Source organism: Comamonas sp. NyZ500 (genome assembly GCF_016772095.1).
GTDB classification, from domain to species: Bacteria; Pseudomonadota; Gammaproteobacteria; order Burkholderiales; family Burkholderiaceae_C; genus Comamonas; species Comamonas thiooxydans.
Genome location: NZ_JAEIJE010000010.1, coordinates 22,683 through 43,005, shown reverse-complemented (window position 1 = coordinate 43,005; position 20,323 = coordinate 22,683). Strand labels below are relative to the sequence as shown.

The 20,323-nt window shown below is 62.8% G+C and carries 19 protein-coding genes; 7 read left to right on the top strand and 12 right to left on the bottom strand.

Annotated elements, in window-relative coordinates:
- Nucleotides 1–60: 60 nt before the first annotated feature.
- The 4 genes from JAO85_RS15690 to JAO85_RS15675 all read right to left on the bottom strand — a co-directional run bounded on the left by JAO85_RS15690 (nt 61) and on the right by JAO85_RS15675 (nt 4,227).
- A complete protein-coding gene (locus JAO85_RS15690; protein WP_034377764.1) occupies nt 61–2,316 on the bottom strand; it encodes a bifunctional (p)ppGpp synthetase/guanosine-3',5'-bis(diphosphate) 3'-pyrophosphohydrolase in 2,256 nt (751 codons plus the stop codon).
- A 104-nt stretch (nt 2,317–2,420) separates the two neighbouring features.
- Complete coding sequence (gene rpoZ, locus JAO85_RS15685) at nt 2,421–2,624, bottom strand: DNA-directed RNA polymerase subunit omega (RefSeq protein WP_003052081.1); 204 nt, start codon at nt 2,622–2,624, stop codon at nt 2,421–2,423.
- A gap of 18 nt (nt 2,625–2,642) precedes the next feature.
- The gene (gmk, locus tag JAO85_RS15680; RefSeq protein WP_003062692.1) at nt 2,643–3,272 is read right to left on the bottom strand and encodes a guanylate kinase; all 630 of its coding nucleotides are present in this window, start codon (nt 3,270–3,272) and stop codon (nt 2,643–2,645) included.
- Between the two features lie 61 nt (nt 3,273–3,333).
- Nucleotides 3,334–4,227 carry a YicC/YloC family endoribonuclease gene (locus JAO85_RS15675; protein WP_034361489.1) on the bottom strand — a complete coding sequence of 298 codons (894 nt, stop codon included), beginning with the start codon at nt 4,225–4,227 and terminating at the stop codon, nt 3,334–3,336.
- An 89-nt stretch (nt 4,228–4,316) separates the two neighbouring features.
- Between JAO85_RS15675 and JAO85_RS15670 the strand changes: the two genes are divergently transcribed.
- The 4 genes from JAO85_RS15670 to hemW all read left to right on the top strand — a co-directional run bounded on the left by JAO85_RS15670 (nt 4,317) and on the right by hemW (nt 8,378).
- Nucleotides 4,317–5,348 (top strand): serine/threonine-protein kinase, encoded by a 1,032-nt coding sequence (locus JAO85_RS15670; protein WP_034358139.1) that lies wholly within the window; start codon nt 4,317–4,319, stop codon nt 5,346–5,348.
- Nucleotides 5,345–6,250: a PP2C family serine/threonine-protein phosphatase gene (locus JAO85_RS15665; RefSeq protein WP_012839581.1), complete on the top strand. Its 906-nt coding sequence runs from the start codon at nt 5,345–5,347 to the stop codon at nt 6,248–6,250. The genes JAO85_RS15670 and JAO85_RS15665 overlap by 4 nt, the downstream gene beginning before the upstream one ends.
- Nucleotides 6,251–6,343: 93 nt before the next feature.
- Nucleotides 6,344–6,943: a non-canonical purine NTP pyrophosphatase gene (locus JAO85_RS15660; protein ID WP_087866217.1), complete on the top strand. Its 600-nt coding sequence runs from the start codon at nt 6,344–6,346 to the stop codon at nt 6,941–6,943.
- A gap of 205 nt (nt 6,944–7,148) precedes the next feature.
- On the top strand, nt 7,149–8,378 hold the full coding sequence (hemW, locus tag JAO85_RS15655; RefSeq protein ID WP_202788484.1) for a radical SAM family heme chaperone HemW: 1,230 nt from the start codon (nt 7,149–7,151) through the stop codon (nt 8,376–8,378).
- 14 nt (nt 8,379–8,392) lie between these two features.
- On the opposite strand, the gene JAO85_RS15650 is transcribed toward hemW, so the two are convergent.
- From JAO85_RS15650 to JAO85_RS15630, 5 genes are all read right to left on the bottom strand, one after another.
- Nucleotides 8,393–8,740 (bottom strand): I78 family peptidase inhibitor, encoded by a 348-nt coding sequence (locus JAO85_RS15650; protein ID WP_237734871.1) that lies wholly within the window; start codon nt 8,738–8,740, stop codon nt 8,393–8,395.
- 156 nt (nt 8,741–8,896) lie between these two features.
- Nucleotides 8,897–10,180 carry an SPOR domain-containing protein gene (locus JAO85_RS15645; RefSeq protein ID WP_202788483.1) on the bottom strand — a complete coding sequence of 428 codons (1,284 nt, stop codon included), beginning with the start codon at nt 10,178–10,180 and terminating at the stop codon, nt 8,897–8,899.
- A gap of 98 nt (nt 10,181–10,278) precedes the next feature.
- Complete coding sequence (gene fahA / locus JAO85_RS15640; RefSeq protein ID WP_202788482.1) at nt 10,279–11,592, bottom strand: fumarylacetoacetase; 1,314 nt, start codon at nt 11,590–11,592, stop codon at nt 10,279–10,281.
- A gap of 118 nt (nt 11,593–11,710) precedes the next feature.
- Nucleotides 11,711–12,532 (bottom strand): 3-hydroxybutyrate dehydrogenase, encoded by an 822-nt coding sequence (locus JAO85_RS15635; protein ID WP_202788481.1) that lies wholly within the window; start codon nt 12,530–12,532, stop codon nt 11,711–11,713.
- Nucleotides 12,529–13,263 (bottom strand): GntR family transcriptional regulator, encoded by a 735-nt coding sequence (locus tag JAO85_RS15630; RefSeq protein ID WP_202788480.1) that lies wholly within the window; start codon nt 13,261–13,263, stop codon nt 12,529–12,531. The genes JAO85_RS15635 and JAO85_RS15630 overlap by 4 nt, the downstream gene beginning before the upstream one ends.
- A gap of 267 nt (nt 13,264–13,530) precedes the next feature.
- Between JAO85_RS15630 and JAO85_RS15625 the strand changes: the two genes are divergently transcribed.
- Together JAO85_RS15625 and JAO85_RS15620 are read left to right on the top strand one after the other, a co-directional pair.
- Nucleotides 13,531–15,738 (top strand): hypothetical protein, encoded by a 2,208-nt coding sequence (locus JAO85_RS15625; RefSeq protein WP_202788479.1) that lies wholly within the window; start codon nt 13,531–13,533, stop codon nt 15,736–15,738.
- Between the two features lie 199 nt (nt 15,739–15,937).
- Complete coding sequence (locus JAO85_RS15620) at nt 15,938–16,237, top strand: hypothetical protein (RefSeq protein ID WP_003062668.1); 300 nt, start codon at nt 15,938–15,940, stop codon at nt 16,235–16,237.
- A gap of 125 nt (nt 16,238–16,362) precedes the next feature.
- On the opposite strand, the gene JAO85_RS15615 is transcribed toward JAO85_RS15620, so the two are convergent.
- Complete coding sequence (locus JAO85_RS15615; protein WP_039049726.1) at nt 16,363–17,394, bottom strand: DNA/RNA non-specific endonuclease; 1,032 nt, start codon at nt 17,392–17,394, stop codon at nt 16,363–16,365.
- A 118-nt stretch (nt 17,395–17,512) separates the two neighbouring features.
- Nucleotides 17,513–18,313, bottom strand: coding sequence for an AraC family transcriptional regulator (locus JAO85_RS15610; protein ID WP_202788535.1), 801 nt, complete (start codon nt 18,311–18,313; stop codon nt 17,513–17,515).
- A gap of 57 nt (nt 18,314–18,370) precedes the next feature.
- On the opposite strand from JAO85_RS15610, the gene JAO85_RS15605 reads away from it, so the two are divergent.
- Nucleotides 18,371–19,099, top strand: a complete 729-nt coding sequence (locus JAO85_RS15605) for an aspartate/glutamate racemase family protein (RefSeq protein WP_202788478.1) — start codon at nt 18,371–18,373, stop codon at nt 19,097–19,099.
- Nucleotides 19,100–19,110: 11 nt separating this feature from the next.
- On the opposite strand, the gene JAO85_RS15600 is transcribed toward JAO85_RS15605, so the two are convergent.
- Nucleotides 19,111–20,184: an XdhC family protein gene (locus JAO85_RS15600; RefSeq protein WP_202788477.1), complete on the bottom strand. Its 1,074-nt coding sequence runs from the start codon at nt 20,182–20,184 to the stop codon at nt 19,111–19,113.
- Nucleotides 20,185–20,323 lie beyond the last annotated feature (139 nt).

Here is a 20,323-nt window from a genome sequence, read left to right as displayed (position 1 = left end):
ACAAAATCTTTCGCCCATGAAAAAGGCCGCCCGAGGCGGCCTTGTGGAGCATGGAAGAGGTCAGGCCATGACGCGGCTGGCGCGAATGACCGAGTGCAGGCGGCGCAGATTGCGCAGCGCATTCTCCAGCTGAACGCTGTTCTGCACGGAGATGACAAAGCGCAGGTCGGTGGTGCCGATCGCGGCTTCATCGGTCATCTCGACGCGCACGATATCGGCTTCGGCATTCGATAGCTCGGCCGCCACACGGGCCAGCACGCCCTTGTTGTTTTGCACGGTGACCACGATTCCCGCCTCGAACAGGCGCGTGATGTCGTCGGACCAGTCCACGGTGATGAAACGGTCGGCATCCTTTTCACGCAGCTTGATGGCATTGTTGCAATGGGCGTGGTGCACGACCAGGCCCTGACCGCCCAGGTAGCCCAGAATCGGGTCGCCAGGCACGGGGCGGCAGCAGTGCGAGTAATAGACCGAACTGCTCTCGTCGCCGTTGAGCGTGACCGCACCCTGGAAGGGGCGGTTGTGCGTATTGAAGCGCTCCTGCGTGATGAGCAGGGCATCCGGGCGCACCCCCTGCTTGGTCATGAAGGCGGTCATGCGCGCCGCCACCAGCGAGGCGATGCGGCGGCCCATGCCGATATCGACCATGAGGTCTGCGGGCGTGCGGTTGCCCGTGATGCGCAAGATTTCGTCCCAGACGTTCTTGTTGGCATCGTCCTGAGACGGTACGCTGTCAATGCCTTCGGCACGCAGAGCCTGGGCCAGCAGCGTTTCTCCGAGCTGACCGGCTTCGGTCTGGGCCGCATTCTTGAGGTAGGAGCGAATCTTGGAGCGCGCGCGACCGGTTTTCACAAAACTCAGCCAGGCCGGGTTGGGCGTGGAGGTTTCGGAGGTGATGATCTGCACCACATCGCCGCTCTTGAGTTCGGTGCGCAGCGGCACTTCCTCGTCATTGATCTTGGCCGCCGTGGTGCGATGCCCGATCTTGCTGTGGATGGCGTAGGCAAAGTCCACCACCGTGGCACCGCGCGGCATGGCCATGATCTCGCTCTTGGGCGTGAACACGTACACGGCATCGGGGAAGAGATCGACCTTGACGTGATCCCAGAACTCCGCCGCGTCGCGGGTCTCGTTCTGGATGTCGAGCAGGGACTGCAGCCACTGGGTGGACAGATGCTCGGAGTCATGACCTTGCTGCGCCTTGTACAGCCAGTGGGCCGCGACGCCGGCCTCGGCCACGATGTTCATCTCTTCCGTTCTAATCTGGAATTCGATGCTGACGCTGGAGGGACCGACCAGCGTGGTGTGCAGCGACTGGTAGCCATTGCTCTTGGCAATGGCGATGTAGTCCTTGAAGCGGCCCGGCATGGGCTTGTACTTCTGGTGCAGCACGCCCAGGGCGGTGTAGCAGTCCAGCGTCTTGGGGACGATGATGCGAAAGCCGTAGATGTCGGTGACCTTGGCAAAGCTCAGCTGGTTCTTCTGCATGCGCTGGTACAGCGAATACAGCGTGCTCTCGCGGCCCAGCAGGCGAACCGACAGGCTGTGCGTGGCAAAAGCGGTGCTGACTTCATCCTGCACGCGATGGACCAGGTCACGGCGGCGTGTACGCGAGCGACCGATGGCTTTTTCCAGCGTGGCATAGCGCCAGGGGTGCAGATGTTTGAACGACAGGTCCTGCAGCTCGCGATAGGTCTGGTTCAGACCCAGGCGGTGAGCGATGGGGGCGTAGATCTCCAGCGTTTCGGACGAGATGCGGCCCCACTTGCTGCGCGGCATGTCGCTCATGGTGCGCATATTGTGGGTGCGGTCGGCCAGCTTGATCAGGATGACGCGCACATCGCGCGCCATGGCCAGCAGCATCTTGCGAAAGGACTCTGCCTGGTTTTCCTCGCGGGTATTGAACTGCAGCTTGTCCAGCTTGGTCAGCCCGTCCACCAGTTCGGCCACATCCTCGCCAAAGCGTTCCTTCAGATCCAGCTTGGTGATGCCGCAATCCTCCATGGAGTCATGCAGCAGGGCCGCCATCAGGGCGGGGGCATCGAGCTTCCAGTTGGCGCAGATTCCCGTGACCGCGATGGGGTGGGTGATATAGGGGTCTCCACTGCTGCGCCACTGATCGGTATGTGCTTGATCTGCGTAGATATACGCTTGGCGCACGCGCTCGGCGCTGTCGGCATCCAGATAGCCGAGATGCTCCATCAAGCCCTCAAAAGCAGCAGCCGACACACGTGCAGCCTGATCAGCGGGCATGCGCTGAGGCTTGGCCGGTGCCGTAGAGGAAGGAGCAATCGTCGAGTTCTGGGCCGCTGTCATATTCCTTAAATGTAGCCTGCAAGTATGGAGTGCAAGCTGCTAGGCACAAAAAAGCACCGACGAGCGGTGCTTAATTGTCTATTTTGGTGCTGCGATGCAACAGCTCAACCCGGCACCTTCTTCAGCATTTCCAGGCCTACCTTGCCGTCTGCGATTTCACGCAGGGCTGTGACGCTGGCCTTATTCTTGGTTTCAATCTTGGGGGTATGGCCTTGATTGAGCATGCGGGCGCGATAAGTCGCGGCCAAAACGAGCTGGAAGCGGTTGGGGATCTGCTCCAGGCTATCTTCAACAGTAATGCGTGCCATCAGGAACTCCGGGAACGGTCAGTTGGATTCAGGGATATTGAGCGACTCGAAGGTGTCGGCGCGAAGGCGCCGCTGGGCCGCATATTTGAGGCGTTGCGCGTGAATGATCGCCTTGAGATCAAAGAGCGCACTCTCAAACAGTTCGTTGATTATAACGAAGTCGAATTTTGCGACCTGCGCCATTTCCTCTTCGGCGTTCTTCAGGCGCAACTCGATGACTTCGGGAGCGTCCTCGCCACGGTTTTCCAGGCGGGCCCGCAACTCGTCCCAGCTGGGCGGCAGGATGAAGATCAGCACGGCATTGGGAAATGCCCGTTTGACCTGCAATGCGCCCTGGTAGTCGATTTCGAGGAGCACATCGGTGCCGCTCTGGATGCGCTCTTCCAGAGACCTCTTGGCCGTGCCGTAGCGGCGGCTGTGCACATTGGCCCATTCCACAAAGCCGTTGTTGGCGACCATTGCGTCGAATTCGGCGTCCGAGACGAAGTAATACTCACGGCCATGTTTTTCCTGGCCGCGCGGCGCGCGCGTGGTGTGAGAGACGGAGGGGTAGACGCGTGCGTCGAATTCACGCAGGGCGCGTACCAGAGAGGATTTGCCGGCACCGCTGGGTGCCGACACGACAAATAGATTTCCGGGATGGTCCATGACTTTGGGCATGACTTTGGGCATGAATCGAGCGTACGGGGTAGGTACGCCCAGGGCTTGCTTACTCGATGTTCTGCACTTGTTCGCGCATTTGCTCGATCAGCACCTTCATGTCGACGCTGATGCGGGTCAGCTCCAGCGTGGCTGATTTGGAGCCGAGGGTGTTGGCTTCACGGTGCAACTCCTGGATCAGGAAGTCCAGACGCTTGCCGATGTCGCCACCCTTTTTGAGCAGGCGCTCGATTTCGTCGAGGTGAGAGCCCAGGCGCGTGACTTCTTCAGCCACGTCGATGCGGATGGCAAAGGCCGTGGCTTCGGCCAGGGCGCGGTCCTGGGCGGCTTCGGGTGCAACCGAGCCTTCGCCGAGGGCCATGGCCTCCTTCCAGCGCTCCAGGAACTTCTGGCGCTGCTGCTCCACCAACTGCGGCACCAGCGGCGTGGCGGTCTTGGCCAGTTCGCGCAGTTGCTTGATGCGGTCGAGCAGCATGTCGGCCAGGCGCTCGCCCTCGCGGGCGCGAGCCGCGAGCAGCTCGGTGACGGCCTGTTCGGCCAGGGCCGGAGCGATTTCGCTCCAGTCCGTGGTGGCGGTGGCGGTGCCGCTGCACAGGCGCAGCACATCGGCCACGGAAAGGTCGCGTGCCTTGGGCAGCCAGGCCTGAACCGAGTCCTGCAGGGTCACCAGGCGTTGCAGCTGGGTGGCTGAGGGAATGGGCAGGGATTGGTTGCTGGAGACGTCGATGGCGGCTCGTACTTCCACCTTGCCGCGCTTGAGGCGCGCGGTGAGCAAGGTGCGCAGGGCCGGTTCAAGGGCGCGCAGTTCGTCGGGAAGGCGGAAGGACAAATCCAGAAAGCGGCTATTGACCGCGCGGATCTCAAGGCCCAGACGGCTGTTGGACTGGGACTCTTGACCACCCTCAACGGATGCGCTGTGCTGGGCACTGGCGTATCCGGTCATGCTGTAAACTGGCATTGGACTTTTGATGGATGCTTGCAATTTCCCGATTATCCGGGTTTCGTATCATCCTTGAGGTTTACCGGTAAAAAATGTCTACAAAAACCAAGCCAGCCCCCCTACCGTCGGGCAGCACAATAGGCGGATACCGGGTGGTGCGCAGGATTTCCTCGGGGGGGTTCGGGATTGTCTACCTGGCTCTGGACGCCGATGGCCAGCAGGTAGCGATCAAGGAGTACCTGCCGGCTTCGCTTGCCACTCGGGCGCCTGCCGAACTGCAGCCCATGGTGGCGCCAGAAAAACTGTCCCTCTATCGCCTCGGGCTCAAGAGCTTTTTCGAGGAAGGGCGCTCGCTGGCGCAGATTTCCCACGCCTCCGTGGTGAGCGTGCTGAATTTCTTTCGCGAAAACGAAACCGTCTACATGGTGATGAACTACCTGGAAGGGGCGACCCTGCAGGAGTTCATCGTCACGGCGCGCGAGCTCAAGGCCGACAAGGTGTTCAGGGAGTCGACCATCCGCTCTCTGTTTGACGAGGTGCTGCGCGGCCTGCGCATCGTGCATCAGCACAAGATGCTGCATCTGGACATCAAGCCCGCCAATATCTTCATCACCAATGACGACAAGGCCGTGTTGATCGATTTCGGCGCCGCGCGCGAAGTGCTGTCCAAGGAGGGCAACTTCATTCGTCCCATGTACACGCCGGGCTTTGCTGCCCCTGAGATGTACCGGCGCGATTCCCAGCTGGGTCCTTGGACCGATATTTACGCCATTGGCGCCTGCATCTATGCCTGCATGCAGGGCATACCGCCCAATGAAGCTCCGCAGCGTCAGGACAAGGACCGACTGGCCCTTGCCTTGAACAAGCTGCGCGGCGTGTATTCGGACAATCTGATCGAGGTGGTGGAGTGGTGCATGGCCATGGATCCGCTCTCGCGCCCGCAGTCGGTGTTTGCCCTGCAAAAAGAGCTGAGCCGCGAAGGCGAGCGTCGCTATACCAAGCTCAGCATGCAGGAGCGCATGCGCATGCAGTTTGACAACATGGTGCATGACGCCAGGAAGAATCTTCAGAAACTCGGCGGCTCCGAACGTGGAGCGGTGACCGACAGCAATCGCAAACCATGAAATTTTCCGTCTTCCAGCTCAGCCGCCGTGGAGGCCGTGCCCTCAACGAAGACCGCATGGGCTACTGCTACACGCGAGAGGCGGCATTGTTCGTGCTGGCGGACGGCATGGGCGGGCATCCGGACGGCGAAGTGGCCGCACAGATAGCATTGCAGGTGGTTTCCACGCTTTTTCAGCAAAAGGCCAAGCCCATGCTGGAAGAGCCTGCCCTGTTTCTGGAAGAGGCGTTGCTGCAGGCCCATCGCCAGATACTGCGTTATGCCAGCACCAAGGGCATGATGGACACGCCGCGCACCACGCTGGTGGCGGCCGTGCTGCAGGACGGCAAGGTGACCTGGATACACTGCGGCGACTCGCGTCTGTACTGGGTGCGCGACGGGCAGCTCGTGGAGCGAACACGTGATCATTCGTACAGCGAGATGCGCAAGGTCTCCGGTGCGCTGGCGCCGGCCAACCGCAATGTGCTGTTCACCTGCCTGGGCTCGCCTTCCAAGCCCATCTTCGATGTGAGCGAGACAAGGCGGCTTGAGGAGGGCGATCAGCTGATGCTGTGCTCCGATGGCCTCTGGGGGGCGGTGCCGACGCCGGAAATTCTCCAGATCATGAACGGCAAGGCCGTGGCCCACTTTGTGCCCATGCTGGTCGATACGGCGCTCAAGCGAGCCGGGGACGGCAGCGACAATGTCACCGTGCTGGCACTGGTATGGGAAACACCGAATAATTTCGAGCCGTCTTCCATTTCCACACAGGAAATCGAGGATCAGGGCTTCGAGTCCACGATACAGGTGGGGCCGATCGAAGACTGCGAGGATGAGCTCGACGACGAGGCCATCGAGCGATCGATTGCCGAAATCAACGAGGCCATACGCCGTTCGGCACAGCGCCAGAAAGCCAAGACCTGAACACGGTTGCACGCTGCAATAGGCGCTGGCTTGAAACTACTGAATCAATAGCTGATTGCGTAAGCGCCATAAGCGCTTCCATGGATTTTTATTATGAAAATTGTGCTGGCATCCAACAACCGCGGAAAGCTCGCCGAGTTGCAAGCCATGTTTGCCCCGCTGGGCGTGGAGCTGATTCGTCAGGGCGATCTGTTCGAGGGAGAAGCTCCCGAGCCCTATGGCACCTTTGTAGAGAATGCGCTGTCCAAGGCGCGCTTTGCGGCCGAGAAGACCGGCTTGCCCGCCATTGCCGATGATGCCGGCATGTGTGTGGATCATTTTGGCGGTCTGCCCGGTGTGGACACGGCCTACTATTGCACCCAGTTCGGCTACGAGAAAAGCGACGACAACAATGTGCGCGCGCTGCTCGAGCAGATGCAGGGTGTGACCAACCGCCGTGCCGCCATGGTCAGCACCCTGGTGGGCGTGCGCTCGCCCAAGGACCCCGAGCCGCTGATTGCCGTAGGACGCGTGCAGGCTCTGCTCACGACCGAGCGCCGTGGCAGCAATGGCTTCGGCTTTGACCCGGTACTGCTTATTCCCGAGCTGGGCCTGACCTTTGCCGAGATGGAGCCCGAGCTCAAGCATGCGCACAGCCATCGTGGACTTTCTTCTCGGAAGATGATCGCGATGGTGAAAGAGAGATGGTTATAACCAGCGGTCTTTGACCGCACTCCCCCTGAGGCGCTTTGCCTAGGCGGCCCCGCGCCTTCCCCCTTTCTCTGCGCGCTATGGAAGGGGGACGACGGCCTTGCTGCGGGGCGGCGGGGCCGCCTGGGCCCTTGCTTGCTGTCCCATGGTTGGGGTGTGCTAGTTTTAGCGGCGTCGGTTTTGTTTGCGCTAGAAAAGCATATTTCCCATGATTCCCATTCAGCATCAAACAGAGACCGCCGAAGCGGCGGTGCAGCGCGATATTCAGCATTACATGCGGCCTGGCACGCTGCAGCTGGGCAGCCTGCCGCCGCTGTCTCTGTATGTGCACCTGCCCTGGTGTCTCAAGAAATGCCCGTATTGCGACTTCAACTCGCATGCCTGGGCCAAGGGAGATGCGCTGCCCGAGGATCGCTACATCGATGCTTTGATGGCCGATCTGGAGTCTGCGCTGCCGCTGATCTGGGGGCGCACGGTGCACAGCGTCTTCATGGGCGGGGGCACGCCCAGCCTGTTTTCTCCCGAATCCATGGACAAGCTGATTGCCGGTCTGCGCGCGCGTCTGCGTATGGAGCCCGATTGCGAGATCACCATGGAAGCCAACCCTGGCACCTTCGAGAAGGACCGTTTCAAGGCCTTCCGTGCGGCTGGCGTGAACCGCCTGTCAATCGGGGTGCAGAGCTTTGACGACCGCTATCTGCAGGCTGTCGGCCGTGTGCATGATGCGGCGCAGGCCCAGGCTGCGGTGCGCGAGGCGGCGGACAATTTCGAGACCTTCAATATCGATCTCATGTATGCGTTGCCCGGCCAGAGCATGGTCGATCTGCAGCGCGATGTGGACACGGCACTGTCGTTTGCACCGCCACATCTGTCGATTTATCACCTGACCATCGAGCCCAACACTTATTTCGCCAAATATCCGCCCGTGGTGCCGGAGGACGATACGGCCTATGAGATGCTGGACCTGATCACGGCCAGCACCAGGGCCGCGGGCATGCAGCGCTATGAGGTCTCGGCCTATGCCAAGGACGGCCATCAGTGCTTTCACAACAGCAACTACTGGCAGTTCGGCGACTATCTGGGCATTGGCGCCGGTGCGCACAGCAAGCTGAGCTTTGCCCACCGCATCGTGCGTCAGGTGCGTTTCCGCGATCCGGCCCGCTATATGGACATGGCACTGGCCGGCACGCCGCTGGCACAGGACAACGAGGTCAAGCGCGCCGATCTGCCGTTCGAATACATGCTCAACGCGCTGCGCCTGCGCGGCGGCTTTGCCTTGCAGGAGTTCATGGAGCGCACGGGCCTGCCCATGTCGGCCATTGCCAAGGGGCTCAATCAGGCCCAGGCCAAGGGCCTGATCAGCCGCGATCTGGGCCGCGTGGTGCCCACCGAACGCGGCTTTGACTTTCTGAGCGACCTGCAGGAAATGTTCCTGTAAGTCCTGGCGGGTGTTCAGCCGCAGCGCAGCGCCGTGATCTTGCCTGCGTCATTGGTGATGACGTTCAGGCGCTCCTGGTTGTAATCCATGGTCGCGGGCTGACCCTCGCGCAGCACGCGCAGCAGGTACGAGCCGGATTTCTGGCGGATGGTTTCCAGCGTCGATGCCACGGTGTTGTGGCCGATGTAGATCTGTACCGGCTCCGCGTGGCATACCTGCAGCTGACGCGCAGGCGGGGCGGTCTTGCCGCCTGCGACCATGCCGTTGCTGGCGCAGCCTGCCATCAGCAGAGCCATGCTGGCAGCAGCCATGCCGAGCAAAGGGCGGGTGGAAATATGCAGAGTGGGTGTTCGATGCTTCATGCCCCACACCATAGCGCCCCCAGGTGCTCGCGCATGCCAGACCAAGCCTTGATGTGCAAGCGGGTGCAACAAAGCAATGCGAAAATTTGATAGCTTCATGCGCAATTCCATCAAGGGAATGGTCGCATTTTGACTGTGAATTTTCAGCGCCAGAGTCTATGGCTTGTGGGCTCCTTCTGCACTTTGAAAGATGCCGGCATCGATATTCGCGGCCTGCAGCTTGCGTGCAGCCTTTTCAGCGCGCTTTCGGCTCTCGAAGGGGCCGCTGCGTACTCGGGTGACTTCCCCCTTGTTGCTGGCCATCTTCTGCGTCAGCGCGGGCAGTCTGGACTTTTGCAGCTGCGCCAGCACCTTGTCGGCATTGCCGGCCTCGGAATAGACGCCCAGATTCAGATAGAACTTGCCAGGAACCAGGTCCGAGCCGGCATGGGGTGTCGAGGGGGCAGCTTGTTCCTTTGTATCTGTCGCGGGCCTGGCTGTCGGCTTTTCGCTCAGCTCGGCTTTGACCGCCGCTTTGCTCGGCACTGAGGCAGCTGCGTCGGGCGCAGCCTGCTCTGCGCGTGTGTCTGTCTCGGTGGCAGTCACAGGCGCGGGCTCTGCCGGGCGGTTTTCTGGCTGGGCGGCAGCAGAGGTCGCCTCGGGGGCGGGCTTTGCCAGGTCCGGGCTGGCAGCTGGACGATTGGCCACGGCGGTGGCTGCAGGCGTTGCGCTCTTGGTCGGTGCCGGGCCATCGGCGGGCAGCAAGGCCAGGCCCGCGCCTGCGGCCGCTGCCACAGGCAGGGCCAGCACCAGCATGGCTGCGGTTCTGTTGCGAGGAGAGCCGACCTGCGCCTGCAAGGCGGCATGGGCGGCGGCCATATTGGGCGCGTCCGTAATCGCCTGCAGCGTCTGGGCCCTGATCTTGCGCCAGTACCAGCCATTGCCCAGCAGGCCGGGCACGGCCACAGCCACCAGCCAAAGTGCAATGCCCAGGCCCAGAGCCATGGCCTCGGGCAGAGCCGGGCGCAGGCCAAACCACCAGATCAGCGCGGTTGCCGTGACGGCTGCGAGGTATTTGCCAGCCTCGCGCCATAGACCGTGCAGGCTGCACCAGGCCAGGGTCAGGAAGGCTGCCGCCATATTCCAGCTGGGCAGGCTGCGGTCCAGGGCATCGAAGCGCTTGAACTGGGCCAGGTAAAAGTCGCGTGAACGTGGGCTCAGGCGGCTGGCATAGAGCTGGGGCAGCAGGCCGCTGTCCTCCTCTTCGGGTGCAGTGCTCTGCTCAGCCTCGTGTTGCAGGCTGTGCTGCATGGAATAGGCCGCGGCTGCAAAGGCTCCTGCAATGGAGGCAGGCAAGGGGCTGGCATCCGAGCGCGCAGGCTGGTTCAGTACGGGCTCCTGGCGCTGGTTTCGGCCAGCAGGGGCGAGCGCAGGGGTGGGGGTGTCCGAAGCGGAAGGCATGGCTGCAATTGTGTCATGGCGTTACGAGCAGGCCGAAGACAGATTTCCAACAAAAAACCGGCACCAGGCCGGTTTTTTGCGGGATGGCCGAGGCCCGCTCAGGCCTGGTGCGCGGGCAGAACGGTGGCACGGCATTCGCCAAAGCCGATGCGCGCGGCACCGGGCTTTTCGCACCAGCCGGCAAAGACCACGGCGTCTCCGTCGAGCAGGAAGGTGCGGGTTTCGCCGTTGCTCAGGCTCAGGGGCTTTTTGCCGCCTTCGGTGATTTCCAGCAGGGCGCCGGCTTCGGCCATGGTGGGGCCGGACAGCGTGCCTGTGCCCAGCAGGTCACCGGGTTGCAGATCGCAGCCGTTGACGGTGTGGTGGGCAATCAGCTGGGCCATGGTCCAGTAGGCGTGGCGGTAGCTGGTCCGGGTGATCTGCTCGGCGGCCTTGCCTTCGGCGCGCATCTTCTCGGTCTGGATGGCAACCGTGAGTTGCACGTCGAGCGCACCGCGCTGCGAGTTGGCTTCGGAGCTGAGGTAGGGCAGGGGCTGTGGGTCCTCGGACGGGCGGACAAAGGCCGTGCGATAGGGCTCCAGTGCTTCCAGCGTCACAATCCAGGGCGAGATGCTGGTGGCGAAGTTCTTGGACAGGAAGGGGCCCAGTGGCTGGTATTCCCAGGCCTGAACGTCGCGTGCCGACCAGTCGTTGAGCAGGCACAGACCGAAGATATGGTTTTCGGCGTCCTCGATGCCGATGGCATCGCCCCAGGCATTGGCCGAGCCGGCATAGATGCCCATCTCCAGCTCATAGTCGAGGCGGTTGCAGGGCTTGAGCACGGGGTCGGCATCGGGAGCCTTGAGCTGGCCGTTGGGGCGCTTGAAGTCCACGCCCGAGATGCGGATGCTGGAGGCACGACCGTGGTAGCCGATGGGCACCCACTTGTAGTTTTCCATCAGCGGGTTGGTGGGGCGGAACAGCTTGCCCACATTGGTGGCGTGGTGCACGGAGGTGTAGAAGTCCGTGTAGTCGCCCACCTGTGCGGGTACGCCGTATTCCACATCGGCCTGGGGCACGAGGCAGGCCTTGAGGGCGGCTTCCTGGGCAGCGCCGGCACGCAGGGTGCGCGACAGGGCCAGGCGCAGGGCCGACCAAGACGCCGGGCCCATGGCCATCAAGCTGTTGAGCTGAGCTTGCGCCGCTGCGTCGACCTGGGCCTGCACATCGCCGCCCAGTGTCTTGGCATCGCGAACAGCCGCCATGTCCAGCACCTGGTCGCCAATCGCCACGCCGCCGCGAAAAGCCTCGCTGCTGTTCTTGCGACGAAAGACTGCAAACGGCAGGTTCTGGATGGGGAAGTCGCTGCTGCCCGTGTTGGCGCTGGCGACCCAGCTTTGCAGGCCGGCGTCGTGGGTTTCGTTCAATGCCATGTTCGTCTCCTTAAACGATTTGAATAAAAACAGGCTGCAGCGCTGATCTGCTGTGCGCTGTCAGCCATCGATCTATGACTGATCTATGGGATCTGGCTTGTGCTGGCTTGTGGATCCTTCATGCTGCGGTAAAGCCTCCATCCATATTCCACTGTGCACCACGCACCTGGGCGGCGTTGTCGCTGGCCAGAAAGCCGACCAGTGCCGCGACCTGTTCCACCGTCACAAAAGCCTGCGAGGGCTGCTTGGCGCCCAGCAGCCTGGCGCGGGCTGCCGCCTCGTCCAGCTGCTCGCGCTGCGCCAGGGCATCGATCTGGGCCTGCACCAGCGGCGTGAGCACCCAGCCGGGGCAAATGGCGTTGCAGGTCACGGGCGTGGTGGCCAGCTCCAGCGCCACGGATTTGGTCAGGCCCAGCAGGCCGTGCTTGCTGGCCACATAGGCGGGCTTGTGGGCCACGCCGACCAGGCCGCTGACGGATGCCATATTGATGATGCGCCCCCAGCCGCGCTGCAGCATTGCCGGCGTGCAGGCCTGTATGGTGTGAAACGGTGCGCTCAGGTTGACGGCCAGCATGGTGTTCCATCGGTCTGGCGGAAAGCTGAGCACGGATTCCACATGCTGCATGCCCGCGTTGTTGACCAGAATGTCCACGGCGCCGAGCTCGGCGGCGATGCGCCGGGCCAGCGGGACAATGGCCAGGCCGTCGCTCAGATCCAGTGGGTAATAGCGGGCGGCCACACCCAGTGCGTGCAGCTCGGCCAGCTGTTCATCGGTGCTGGCAGACGCCTGGGCGCTGCCATGCAGGGCAATGGCGGCGCCTTCGCCGGCCAGTTGCCTGGCAATGGCCCAGCCGATGCCGCTGGTGGAGCCGGTGATCCAGGCCACACGGCCGCTATGGGGCCTGGAGAGCTGCCGGACTTGGGGCAGGACGATGGTCATTTGAGCAGGTCCATTTCGATATGCACGTATTCGCTGATAAAGCGTACCTTGGCCCAGTAGACGATCAAGCCCTGTGGATTGCAGGCCCAGCGCAGCGCCTGCATCAACGGCGTGCCCAGCGGCACGCCCAGATGCTCGGCAATCAGCTCGTCGGCCGGGGCTACGCTCAGGTACTGGCGGGCCGTGGCGATCTGCACTGGGTCATTTCCCAGCGCCTGAGCCAGCGTGGTGCGCTCCAGCTGTTCCTGCAGCCTGGGGTAGAGGTTTTGTTCCAGGTACAGCTCGGACAGGCAAAAGCGTGCATCGCCGTGCTTGTGTACGCGCAAAAAATAGGTATAGGCAGAGGCCAGTTCGCCAGGGGAAGGGAAGCCGGCCGGAATGGGCGGCACGCAGTCATTCGCTTGCTGCAGCGTGGTCTGCTGAATCTGCTCACCAAAGGCCACCAGCTCCTGCCAGGTCGTTGGCAGCAAAAAGGATGGGGGCTTGTAGGGCTGGCCTACGACCTTGGTGCCGCCGCGCTTGCGGGTCTCCAGCAGGCCTTCATCGACCAGCGCATGTACGGCCATGCGCACCGTGGTGCGCGAGACGCTGTGCAAGGCCTCGAGCTCCTCGACCGTGGGAATGCTTTGTCCGATCGGCCACTCGCCCGTCGCTATCTTGTTGCGAAACAGCCGGGCCAGTTGCAGGTGCAACTTGTCGCGGGTTTGGGGGGCGGTGGACGTCGCAGTCATAGGCACGGTTTTGCGGTGCAGTGTAGCAAATAAAGTATCTAAAAAAGTACTTTATTGAAAAAGACCAGCAGACACTCAAGATGGCGCCATAAGGCCGCGGGCGGGAGTGCAAACCAGCCCAAGGAAGCGCAAGAGTTCACAAATGTCACCATTCATGGGGTGCAAATGACTTTTAAACTCCTCGCTTTTGATAGCGGATAGTGCAGGCAGCCATTGGTTGCAATGTGCTTTGACAAGGGCAATCCTTGCCTGGGAGTTGGTAGTTTCATGCAGAAGCAGTACGAGTGGCAGTTTTTCCGCGCCGGCGAGGTGGACCAGGTGGTGATTCGCACGGGCCAGGACATTGCCCATATTGGTGAGCTGGATCAGAAGCTGTGGGTGGCTCTGGCCTGTCCCACGCGAGGTATCGAGTTCGACAGCGCAACGCTGGATTTGATTGACGAGAGCAAGGACGGCCGTATTCGCCCCCCGGAGCTGGTGGCCGCCTGTGAATGGGCCGTGGCAAGAGTGCGTGATCCGCAGGTTCTGGCCGATGGCGGCGATGTGCTGCAACTGAACAGCATCAACGATGCGACGGAGGAAGGCGCGCTGTTGCTGGCAGAGGCCAGACGCGTGCTGGAGCTCGCGGGCCTGCCCGATGCCCAGGCCATCACGCTGGCCCAGGTGCAGGAGCGCATGGCTTCGCTGCAGGCCCTGCGTTTCAATGGCGACGGCGTCGTCAGTGCAGCCACGGCCGAAGGCGATGAGGCCCTGGCTGGTCTGATTGCCCGCATTCAGGAGCTTTACGGCGCGGTGGACGGCAGCGATGGCGTTCCAGGCATCGATCGCAGCAAGGCCGAGGCCTTCTGGGAGGACGTGCAAGCCCTGCAGACCTGGTTTGCCCAGGCGGCAGAGCTGGGTTGCAATCTGCAGCCGCGTGCACTGGCGCTGGCAGCTGCGGAGGCCGTGAACGCAGTGCAGGCCAAAGTCGATGACTTTTTTGCCCGCACGCGCCTGGTGGAGTTCGATGCCAATGCACGTGCACCGCTCAACCCAACGGAAGAAGGCTATGCCGCTTTGGGCGCGCAGGTGCTCAGCAATGCCTCGGAGTCTCTGGCGGCGCTGCCGCTGGCCGCCGTCACCGGCGAGCGCAGCCTGCCGCTGGTGCATGGCGTCAACCCCGCCTGGGCGGCAGTCCTGCAGACCCTGCGCGAGCAGGCCGTGCAGCCCGTGTTCGGCGAAGCGTTGACGGCGCTGACCGAGGTACAGTGGGATCAGCTCAAGACCATGCTGGCCCATTGCCAGCAATGGTTGTCGGAGTGCCCGGCAACGCCGCTGGGCGCAGTGAGCGAGGCCGAAATTCAGCAACTGCTGTCCAGCGGGTTGAAAGACGCAGTGATGCAGTTGCTGGACCATGACGATGCCGAAAAAGAGCATGCCGTCCAGGCCATGGCTCTGGAAAAGCTGATCCGTCTGCAACGCGATCTGCTGGAGCTGCTCAACAACTTTGTCTCCTTCTCCCGCTTCTATCGCCGCGAAGGCGCGGCCTTCCAGGCCGGTACCTTGTTCCTGGACGGCCGCAGCTGCGATCTGACCGTGGAGGTTGCCGATGCGGCAGCCCACTCCACGCTGGCCGCCATGGCCAAAACCTATCTGGCCTACTGCGAATGCAAGCGCGAGGGGCAGAAAAAGACGATCGTCGCGGCCTTCACGGCAGGCGATGTGGACTTTCTGTTCGTGGGGCGCAACGGCGTCTTCTACGACCGTGCGGGCAATGACTGGGATGCCACCATCGTCAAGCTCATCGACAACCCGACCAGCATCGGCCAGGCCTTTTTTTCGCCCTACAAGAAGTTCCTGCGCATGATCGAGGAGCAGGTCGCCAAGCATGCCGCAGCCAAGAACGATGTGGTCAATACCAGCCTCAGCGACAACGCGACCAAGCTGGTGACGGCGCCCAAGGACCTGGCCCAGGCACCTGTTCCAGCGCGCAAAACCGATGTGGGGACGGTGGCTGCCATCGGCGTGGCGCTGGGCTCGCTGAGCGCCGTGATCGTTGGCATCTTCGGCAAGTTCATCGAACTGGGGCCGTGGATTCCGGTGGCCATACTGGGCCTTATCCTGGCCATCTCCGGTCCCAGCATGCTGATTGCCTGGCTCAAGCTGCGTCAGCGCAGCCTGGGACCGATTCTCGATGCCAGCGGCTGGGCCATCAATGGCCGCATGAATATCAATCTGGGCCTGGGCCGCAGCCTGTCGCAGACGGCCAAGGTACCGGTCAACGCCAAGCGCAATATTGCCGACCCTTATGCGGACAGTCACGGCCTGCGCAACAGCCTGTGTGTGCTGGCACTGATGGCAGCCGCCGCGCTGCTGGCCTGGCGCATGCACTGGCTGGATGCCGTGCTGCCCGTCAGCTGGCAGCATGTCCAGGCGGCCAGCGCGCCAGCGGTCACCGCACCGGCAGCGGCCGCAGCAGAGTCCGCTGTCAGGTAAGCCAGAGGCGCGCGCCGTCTGCAGAGGCTGGCGGAAGGCCCATCGCTTCGCTGCACCACCCAATACCGCTTGCATGGGTGCGGTATTGGGGGCTGGAGCCGGAATCTGTCCTAGAGTGCTGTTCTGTACTCACCGAAGCATCTTGGATGTGCATGCATTCAAGGTGCTTTTTCATTGCATTTGATGACAGGAGCAAGCCATGGGACGTGCCATCCATTCCGCGCATGAACTTCTCGCCACCAATGAGCGTGAGCTCTACGATCTTTCCCAGTCCGATACGGCCCTGGTCAGGCTGAGCCCGGCCCAGCGCCGCCTGCAGCTGCAGCGCGCCCGCGCCATGCGCGATCGGGCACGTGCGCTGTACCGCCGGCAGGTCGGCCATACGTTGCACCACACGGCCACCAAGCGTGGCTTCACGGGCATGGCCAATGAGCGCACCCGCCAGAAGGCCCAGGTGCTGTCCGAGGTGGTGCGCCGGCTGGCGGGCGAGCCGGCCTGAGCTCCCTGCAATCTCTGTGGAGTTTTGTGGCTATTGAAAAGTGAGCTTGTTGCGCTCGTCATTCAATGATTTCAATATCAAATGCTATTGAAATCATTGAATGACTTACGTAGTAAGCTCATTTTTTATGCTTGAGGCAGATGTACGGCCGACAGCAGCGGCATGCCGGTGCGGCGCGTGAACTCCTCGTAGCTGATGGGCGGGCCCATGCGGGTGTCGGCACTATTGGCCTGCCAGTACACCCAGCTCTTGCCGGTGCTGGCGTCATAGACCAGCTTGAAGAGGTAGTCGGGCACCGCCACCTTGCTCTCACCGATGGTGGAGGCGTTCTTGTTGAATACAGGGCCGGTGAAGACAAAGACATCGCCCCGGGCGCGCAGCGCATATTTGCGCGTGGCCTGTTCCACCTGGCTCCAGGCGCCCGCGTTGTGCACCTGGTTCTGCGGCACCATGTTCGCGAGGCTGAAGCTCTGGGCCATGGCCTCGGGCGTGCTCATGTCGGCCGCCGGCGCCATATGGCCGCGTGAGAACCCGGAGCGCTTGTAGTCGTCAAGCTCGGAGCGCTCAGCGCGCGGCAGGCGGGCGTCGGCATAGAACTTGTCGCTGCGCTGCAAGCCCTGGGCCTGCTGCAGCATCTGGCGATTCAGGCGCTCGGCCACAAACACCGGGGTCTTGGTGCTGCCGTTGTGCAGCACGGCAAAACCCGAAAAGCACAGCTCGCGCTCACGGGGTTGAAGCTGCAGGGCCGGAGCCTTGCCACCGGGAAAGAACTGGGGGCAGCGGGCAAAGTGCGTGGGCAGGGCTGTGGCCGTGACATCGGCCTTGTCCACCTTGCCGCCCACGCTGGGCGTGTGGGCGCCGGAGCCGGAACCGGAGCGCAGATCATCCAGATCCGGCCAGCCGTTCTTGCGAAAGGCCTGCAGGGTCTGGCCGAGCGCATCGAGTGCGGGAATATGCAGGGCTGCCAGCGCCTGGCCCAGCAGTCTCTCGGCGGAGACGCTGGGATTGAAGCTGCAACTGGCGATCTGGAAGCTGGCCAGTGCCGCAGCGCCCGCAGACAGGGCAAAGCGCCTGATGCGGGAGAGGCTGTTGCCAGCAGTCCTGGAAGCTTTGCCGCGCTTGCGCGCAGGCGTTTTCTTTTTCTTGGCGGTCGTCATTGAGGCGGCAATGGTACGCCGCTTGAATGCTGCTTGAAGCGAGGTGCGGGCCGCAGGCCGCACTTTGTGTGTCCGGCAATGAAACCGTATGTGAACCATAGGCCCAGAGGCCTGCGATTCAGGGGCAGTCTGCGTGCTTCAGACCGTGATGTTGCCGGTACTGGCCTGGCGTCAGGCCCAGGTGTTTGCGAAACACATGGCCCATATGCGACTGGTGGTTGAAGCCGCAGTCCAGTGCAATTTTCGGAAGGGGCTGATCAGAGCCTTGAATCATGACGCGGGCCGCCTGCAGCCGGGTCTCCATGATCCAGGCATGCGGCGTCATGCCCGTGAGCCGTGTGAACTCACGCAGAAAGCGCAAGGGGCTGGTGCCCACCATGACGGAAAGATCGGCAATGCTCAGCGGCCGCTCGAACTCGGCGGCAATGCGGTCCAGCACGCGCGCATAGCCGGCGCCGGGGCGAGCATCGGCCCCGCAGGCGCTGCCCTCCTGGCAGGCCATGAAGCGCAGCGCAGCCTGCTCGATGGCCAGAGCGTCAGGGCAGGGGCTGAGCAGCAGCAGGCGCAGATGCTGCGCTATCTGCAAGGCTGCGCGCTGACCGTGTCGTGTGACGCGCTGCGATGGCCCGGGAGCGTCAGTCTCATGGACCGCATGGCGCAGCACCAGGTATTCGCCGCCGGTGGCCGACTCGGAAAATACCTCGACGCCCGGCGGCGTATAGCTCAGGGTGCCGGGCCAGGTGTCGAAGTCCACGCGTCTGTCGGAGGCAATGGCGTGAACGCCTTGCTGTCTTTGCAGCGCAATGCCCAGCGCATGCATGCGCACCGGGTCGCGGCTGCTGTAGGGCGCGCGGCCGAGCAAATGGATCTGTACCGCTGGCGTATCGGTTGCCGAAGGCTGAATCAGGTGGGTCTTCATGGCTTGCTGAAATTTCATGATAGACGATGGCGGCCGGCCGGCATCACACTGCCGCTCATGAATCAAAACCTGCAAACAAGCACCGGGCCGCAACGCGTCATAGGCCTGATCGGCGGCATGAGTTGGGAGTCCAGCGCCGAGTACTACCGCCTGATCAACCAGGGTGTCCGGGAGCGTCTGGGCGCGTTGCGCTCGGCCAGGCTGCTGATGTACAGCGTGGACTTCGGCCCTGTCGAGCAGGCCCAGCATGAAGGCCGCTGGGACGATGCGGCAGCGCTGCTGGCCGATGCTGCCCGGCGCCTGCAAGCCGGGGGCGCCGACTGTGTGCTGCTTTGCACCAACACCATGCACAAGGTGGCGGATCAGGTGGCAGCAGCCGTGTCGATCCCGTTTTTGCACATAGCCGACCCGGTCGGGGCGGCTGCGCGTGCAGCCGGTGTGCAGGTACTGGGGCTGCTGGGTACGCGTTTCACCATGGAGCAGCCGTTCATGCGCGAGAGGCTGGAGCAGCAGTTCGGCCTGAAGGTGCTGGTGCCAGGCGAGGTCGAGCGCACGCAGGTGCATCGCATCATCTATGAGGAGCTTTGCGCGGGGCAGATCAGCGATGTGTCGCGCAAGCTCTATCAGCGTGCCATCGAGTCATTGGCGGCCCGCGGGGCGCAGGCCGTGGTGCTGGGGTGCACGGAAATCGGCTTGCTCATCAAGCCCGCAGACAGCGTACTGCCGGTGCTGGACACCACGGCCTTGCACGCCGCAGCGGCCGTGGATTTTGCGCTACAGGCCTGAACCGCCGGATATCAGCGCGCCGAGCCCGGCGGGAGGATTTCCGGAATGGCGCAATGCGTGCTGGCCTCGTTCATGGCGATGTCATGCTCGTGCTTGGCTACTTCCACCGACATGGCTTGCGGCAGCGGCACGGCGTTTTTCACGGCCAGAATCTCGGCCATTACGCTCACCGCGATCTCTGCCGGAGTCTTGCTGCCGATATAGAGACCGATGGGACCGCGCAGCCTGGCCAGCGAGGCTTCGGTCTCGCCAAAGTGTTCCATCATGCGCTCGCGCCTGGAGTGGTTGTTGCGGCGCGAGCCGATGGCGCCCACATAGAAGGCCGGGCTGTGCAGGGCTTCGAGTAGGGCCAGGTCGTCGAGCTTGGGGTCATGGGTGAGGGCGACGATGCAGCTGCGCGCATCGGGCTTGAAGGCTGTGACTGCATCGTCCGGCATGTCGGTGACGGTGTTGACCTGGGCCACCGACCAGCTGCCCATGTATTCCTCGCGCGGGTCGCAGACGGTGACCGTGAAGCCGTTGAACAAGGCCATGGTGGCCAGGTATTCGGCCAGGGCGCCTGCGCCTATCAGCAGCATGCGGTAGCCGGGGCCGAGGTGATTGACGAGTTGCTGGCCGTCAAACTCCAGCGCGTCGGGGTGCTCGGCCGTCTGCAGGCGGACTTCGCCGCTGCTGCAGTCGACGCTGCGTTTCACCAGTGATCCTGCTTCAAGCTCGGCCACCAGTTGCTGCAGGCTGGCCGCATCGGGGTTGAATTCCAGCAGCAGCTCCAGCGTGCCGCCGCAGGGCAGGCCGAAGCGGTGGGCTTCGTCGGCGCTCACGCCGTAACGCACCAGCTGCGGCGGGCCGTCGGGAATTCCCAGGTTCTGGTTCAGGGCCTTGGTGTGGCGGGCGATCAAATCGTCTTCGATGCAGCCGCCCGATACCGAGCCAATGGCGCGACCGTCCTCGCGCAAGGCCATCATGGAGGCCACGGGGCGCGGGGACGAGCCCCAGGTGCGCACCACGGTGGCCAGCAAGGCGTGCTGGCCGGCCGAGCGCCAGTCACGCAGTGCCTTGAGTACCAAGACGTCGATATTGTCCATTGCTTGCTTTCTCTGTTTCTCTCGCTCGCTGCAATTTTGAAGCATCAGGCGGGCACCGGGTAGCGGTGCTACCCGTAAATGATCACGCGCAAAAAGGCCTTCCGAGGCCTGAAGGACAGGGAAGGCCGGCTTGTGCAGA

Coding starts and splice junctions, on each gene's coding strand:
- JAO85_RS15665 (WP_012839581.1), top strand. CDS start 5,345: ATGAAATTTTCCGTCTTCCAGCTCAGCCGCCGTGGAGGCCGTGCCCTC.
- JAO85_RS15620 (WP_003062668.1), top strand. CDS start 15,938: ATGGGACGTGCCATCCATTCCGCGCATGAACTTCTCGCCACCAATGAG.
- JAO85_RS15670 (WP_034358139.1), top strand. CDS start 4,317: ATGTCTACAAAAACCAAGCCAGCCCCCCTACCGTCGGGCAGCACAATA.
- JAO85_RS15660 (WP_087866217.1), top strand. CDS start 6,344: ATGAAAATTGTGCTGGCATCCAACAACCGCGGAAAGCTCGCCGAGTTG.
- JAO85_RS15615 (WP_039049726.1), bottom strand. CDS start 17,394: ATGACGACCGCCAAGAAAAAGAAAACGCCTGCGCGCAAGCGCGGCAAA.
- JAO85_RS15610 (WP_202788535.1), bottom strand. CDS start 18,313: ATGAAGACCCACCTGATTCAGCCTTCGGCAACCGATACGCCAGCGGTA.
- gmk (WP_003062692.1), bottom strand. CDS start 3,272: ATGGACCATCCCGGAAATCTATTTGTCGTGTCGGCACCCAGCGGTGCC.
- hemW (WP_202788484.1), top strand. CDS start 7,149: ATGATTCCCATTCAGCATCAAACAGAGACCGCCGAAGCGGCGGTGCAG.
- JAO85_RS15675 (WP_034361489.1), bottom strand. CDS start 4,227: ATGACCGGATACGCCAGTGCCCAGCACAGCGCATCCGTTGAGGGTGGT.
- JAO85_RS15605 (WP_202788478.1), top strand. CDS start 18,371: ATGAATCAAAACCTGCAAACAAGCACCGGGCCGCAACGCGTCATAGGC.
- fahA (WP_202788482.1), bottom strand. CDS start 11,592: ATGGCATTGAACGAAACCCACGACGCCGGCCTGCAAAGCTGGGTCGCC.
- JAO85_RS15635 (WP_202788481.1), bottom strand. CDS start 12,532: ATGACCATCGTCCTGCCCCAAGTCCGGCAGCTCTCCAGGCCCCATAGC.
- rpoZ (WP_003052081.1), bottom strand. CDS start 2,624: ATGGCACGCATTACTGTTGAAGATAGCCTGGAGCAGATCCCCAACCGC.
- JAO85_RS15625 (WP_202788479.1), top strand. CDS start 13,531: ATGCAGAAGCAGTACGAGTGGCAGTTTTTCCGCGCCGGCGAGGTGGAC.
- JAO85_RS15600 (WP_202788477.1), bottom strand. CDS start 20,184: ATGGACAATATCGACGTCTTGGTACTCAAGGCACTGCGTGACTGGCGC.
- JAO85_RS15650 (WP_237734871.1), bottom strand. CDS start 8,740: ATGAAGCATCGAACACCCACTCTGCATATTTCCACCCGCCCTTTGCTC.
- JAO85_RS15645 (WP_202788483.1), bottom strand. CDS start 10,180: ATGCCTTCCGCTTCGGACACCCCCACCCCTGCGCTCGCCCCTGCTGGC.
- JAO85_RS15690 (WP_034377764.1), bottom strand. CDS start 2,316: ATGACAGCGGCCCAGAACTCGACGATTGCTCCTTCCTCTACGGCACCG.
- JAO85_RS15630 (WP_202788480.1), bottom strand. CDS start 13,263: ATGACTGCGACGTCCACCGCCCCCCAAACCCGCGACAAGTTGCACCTG.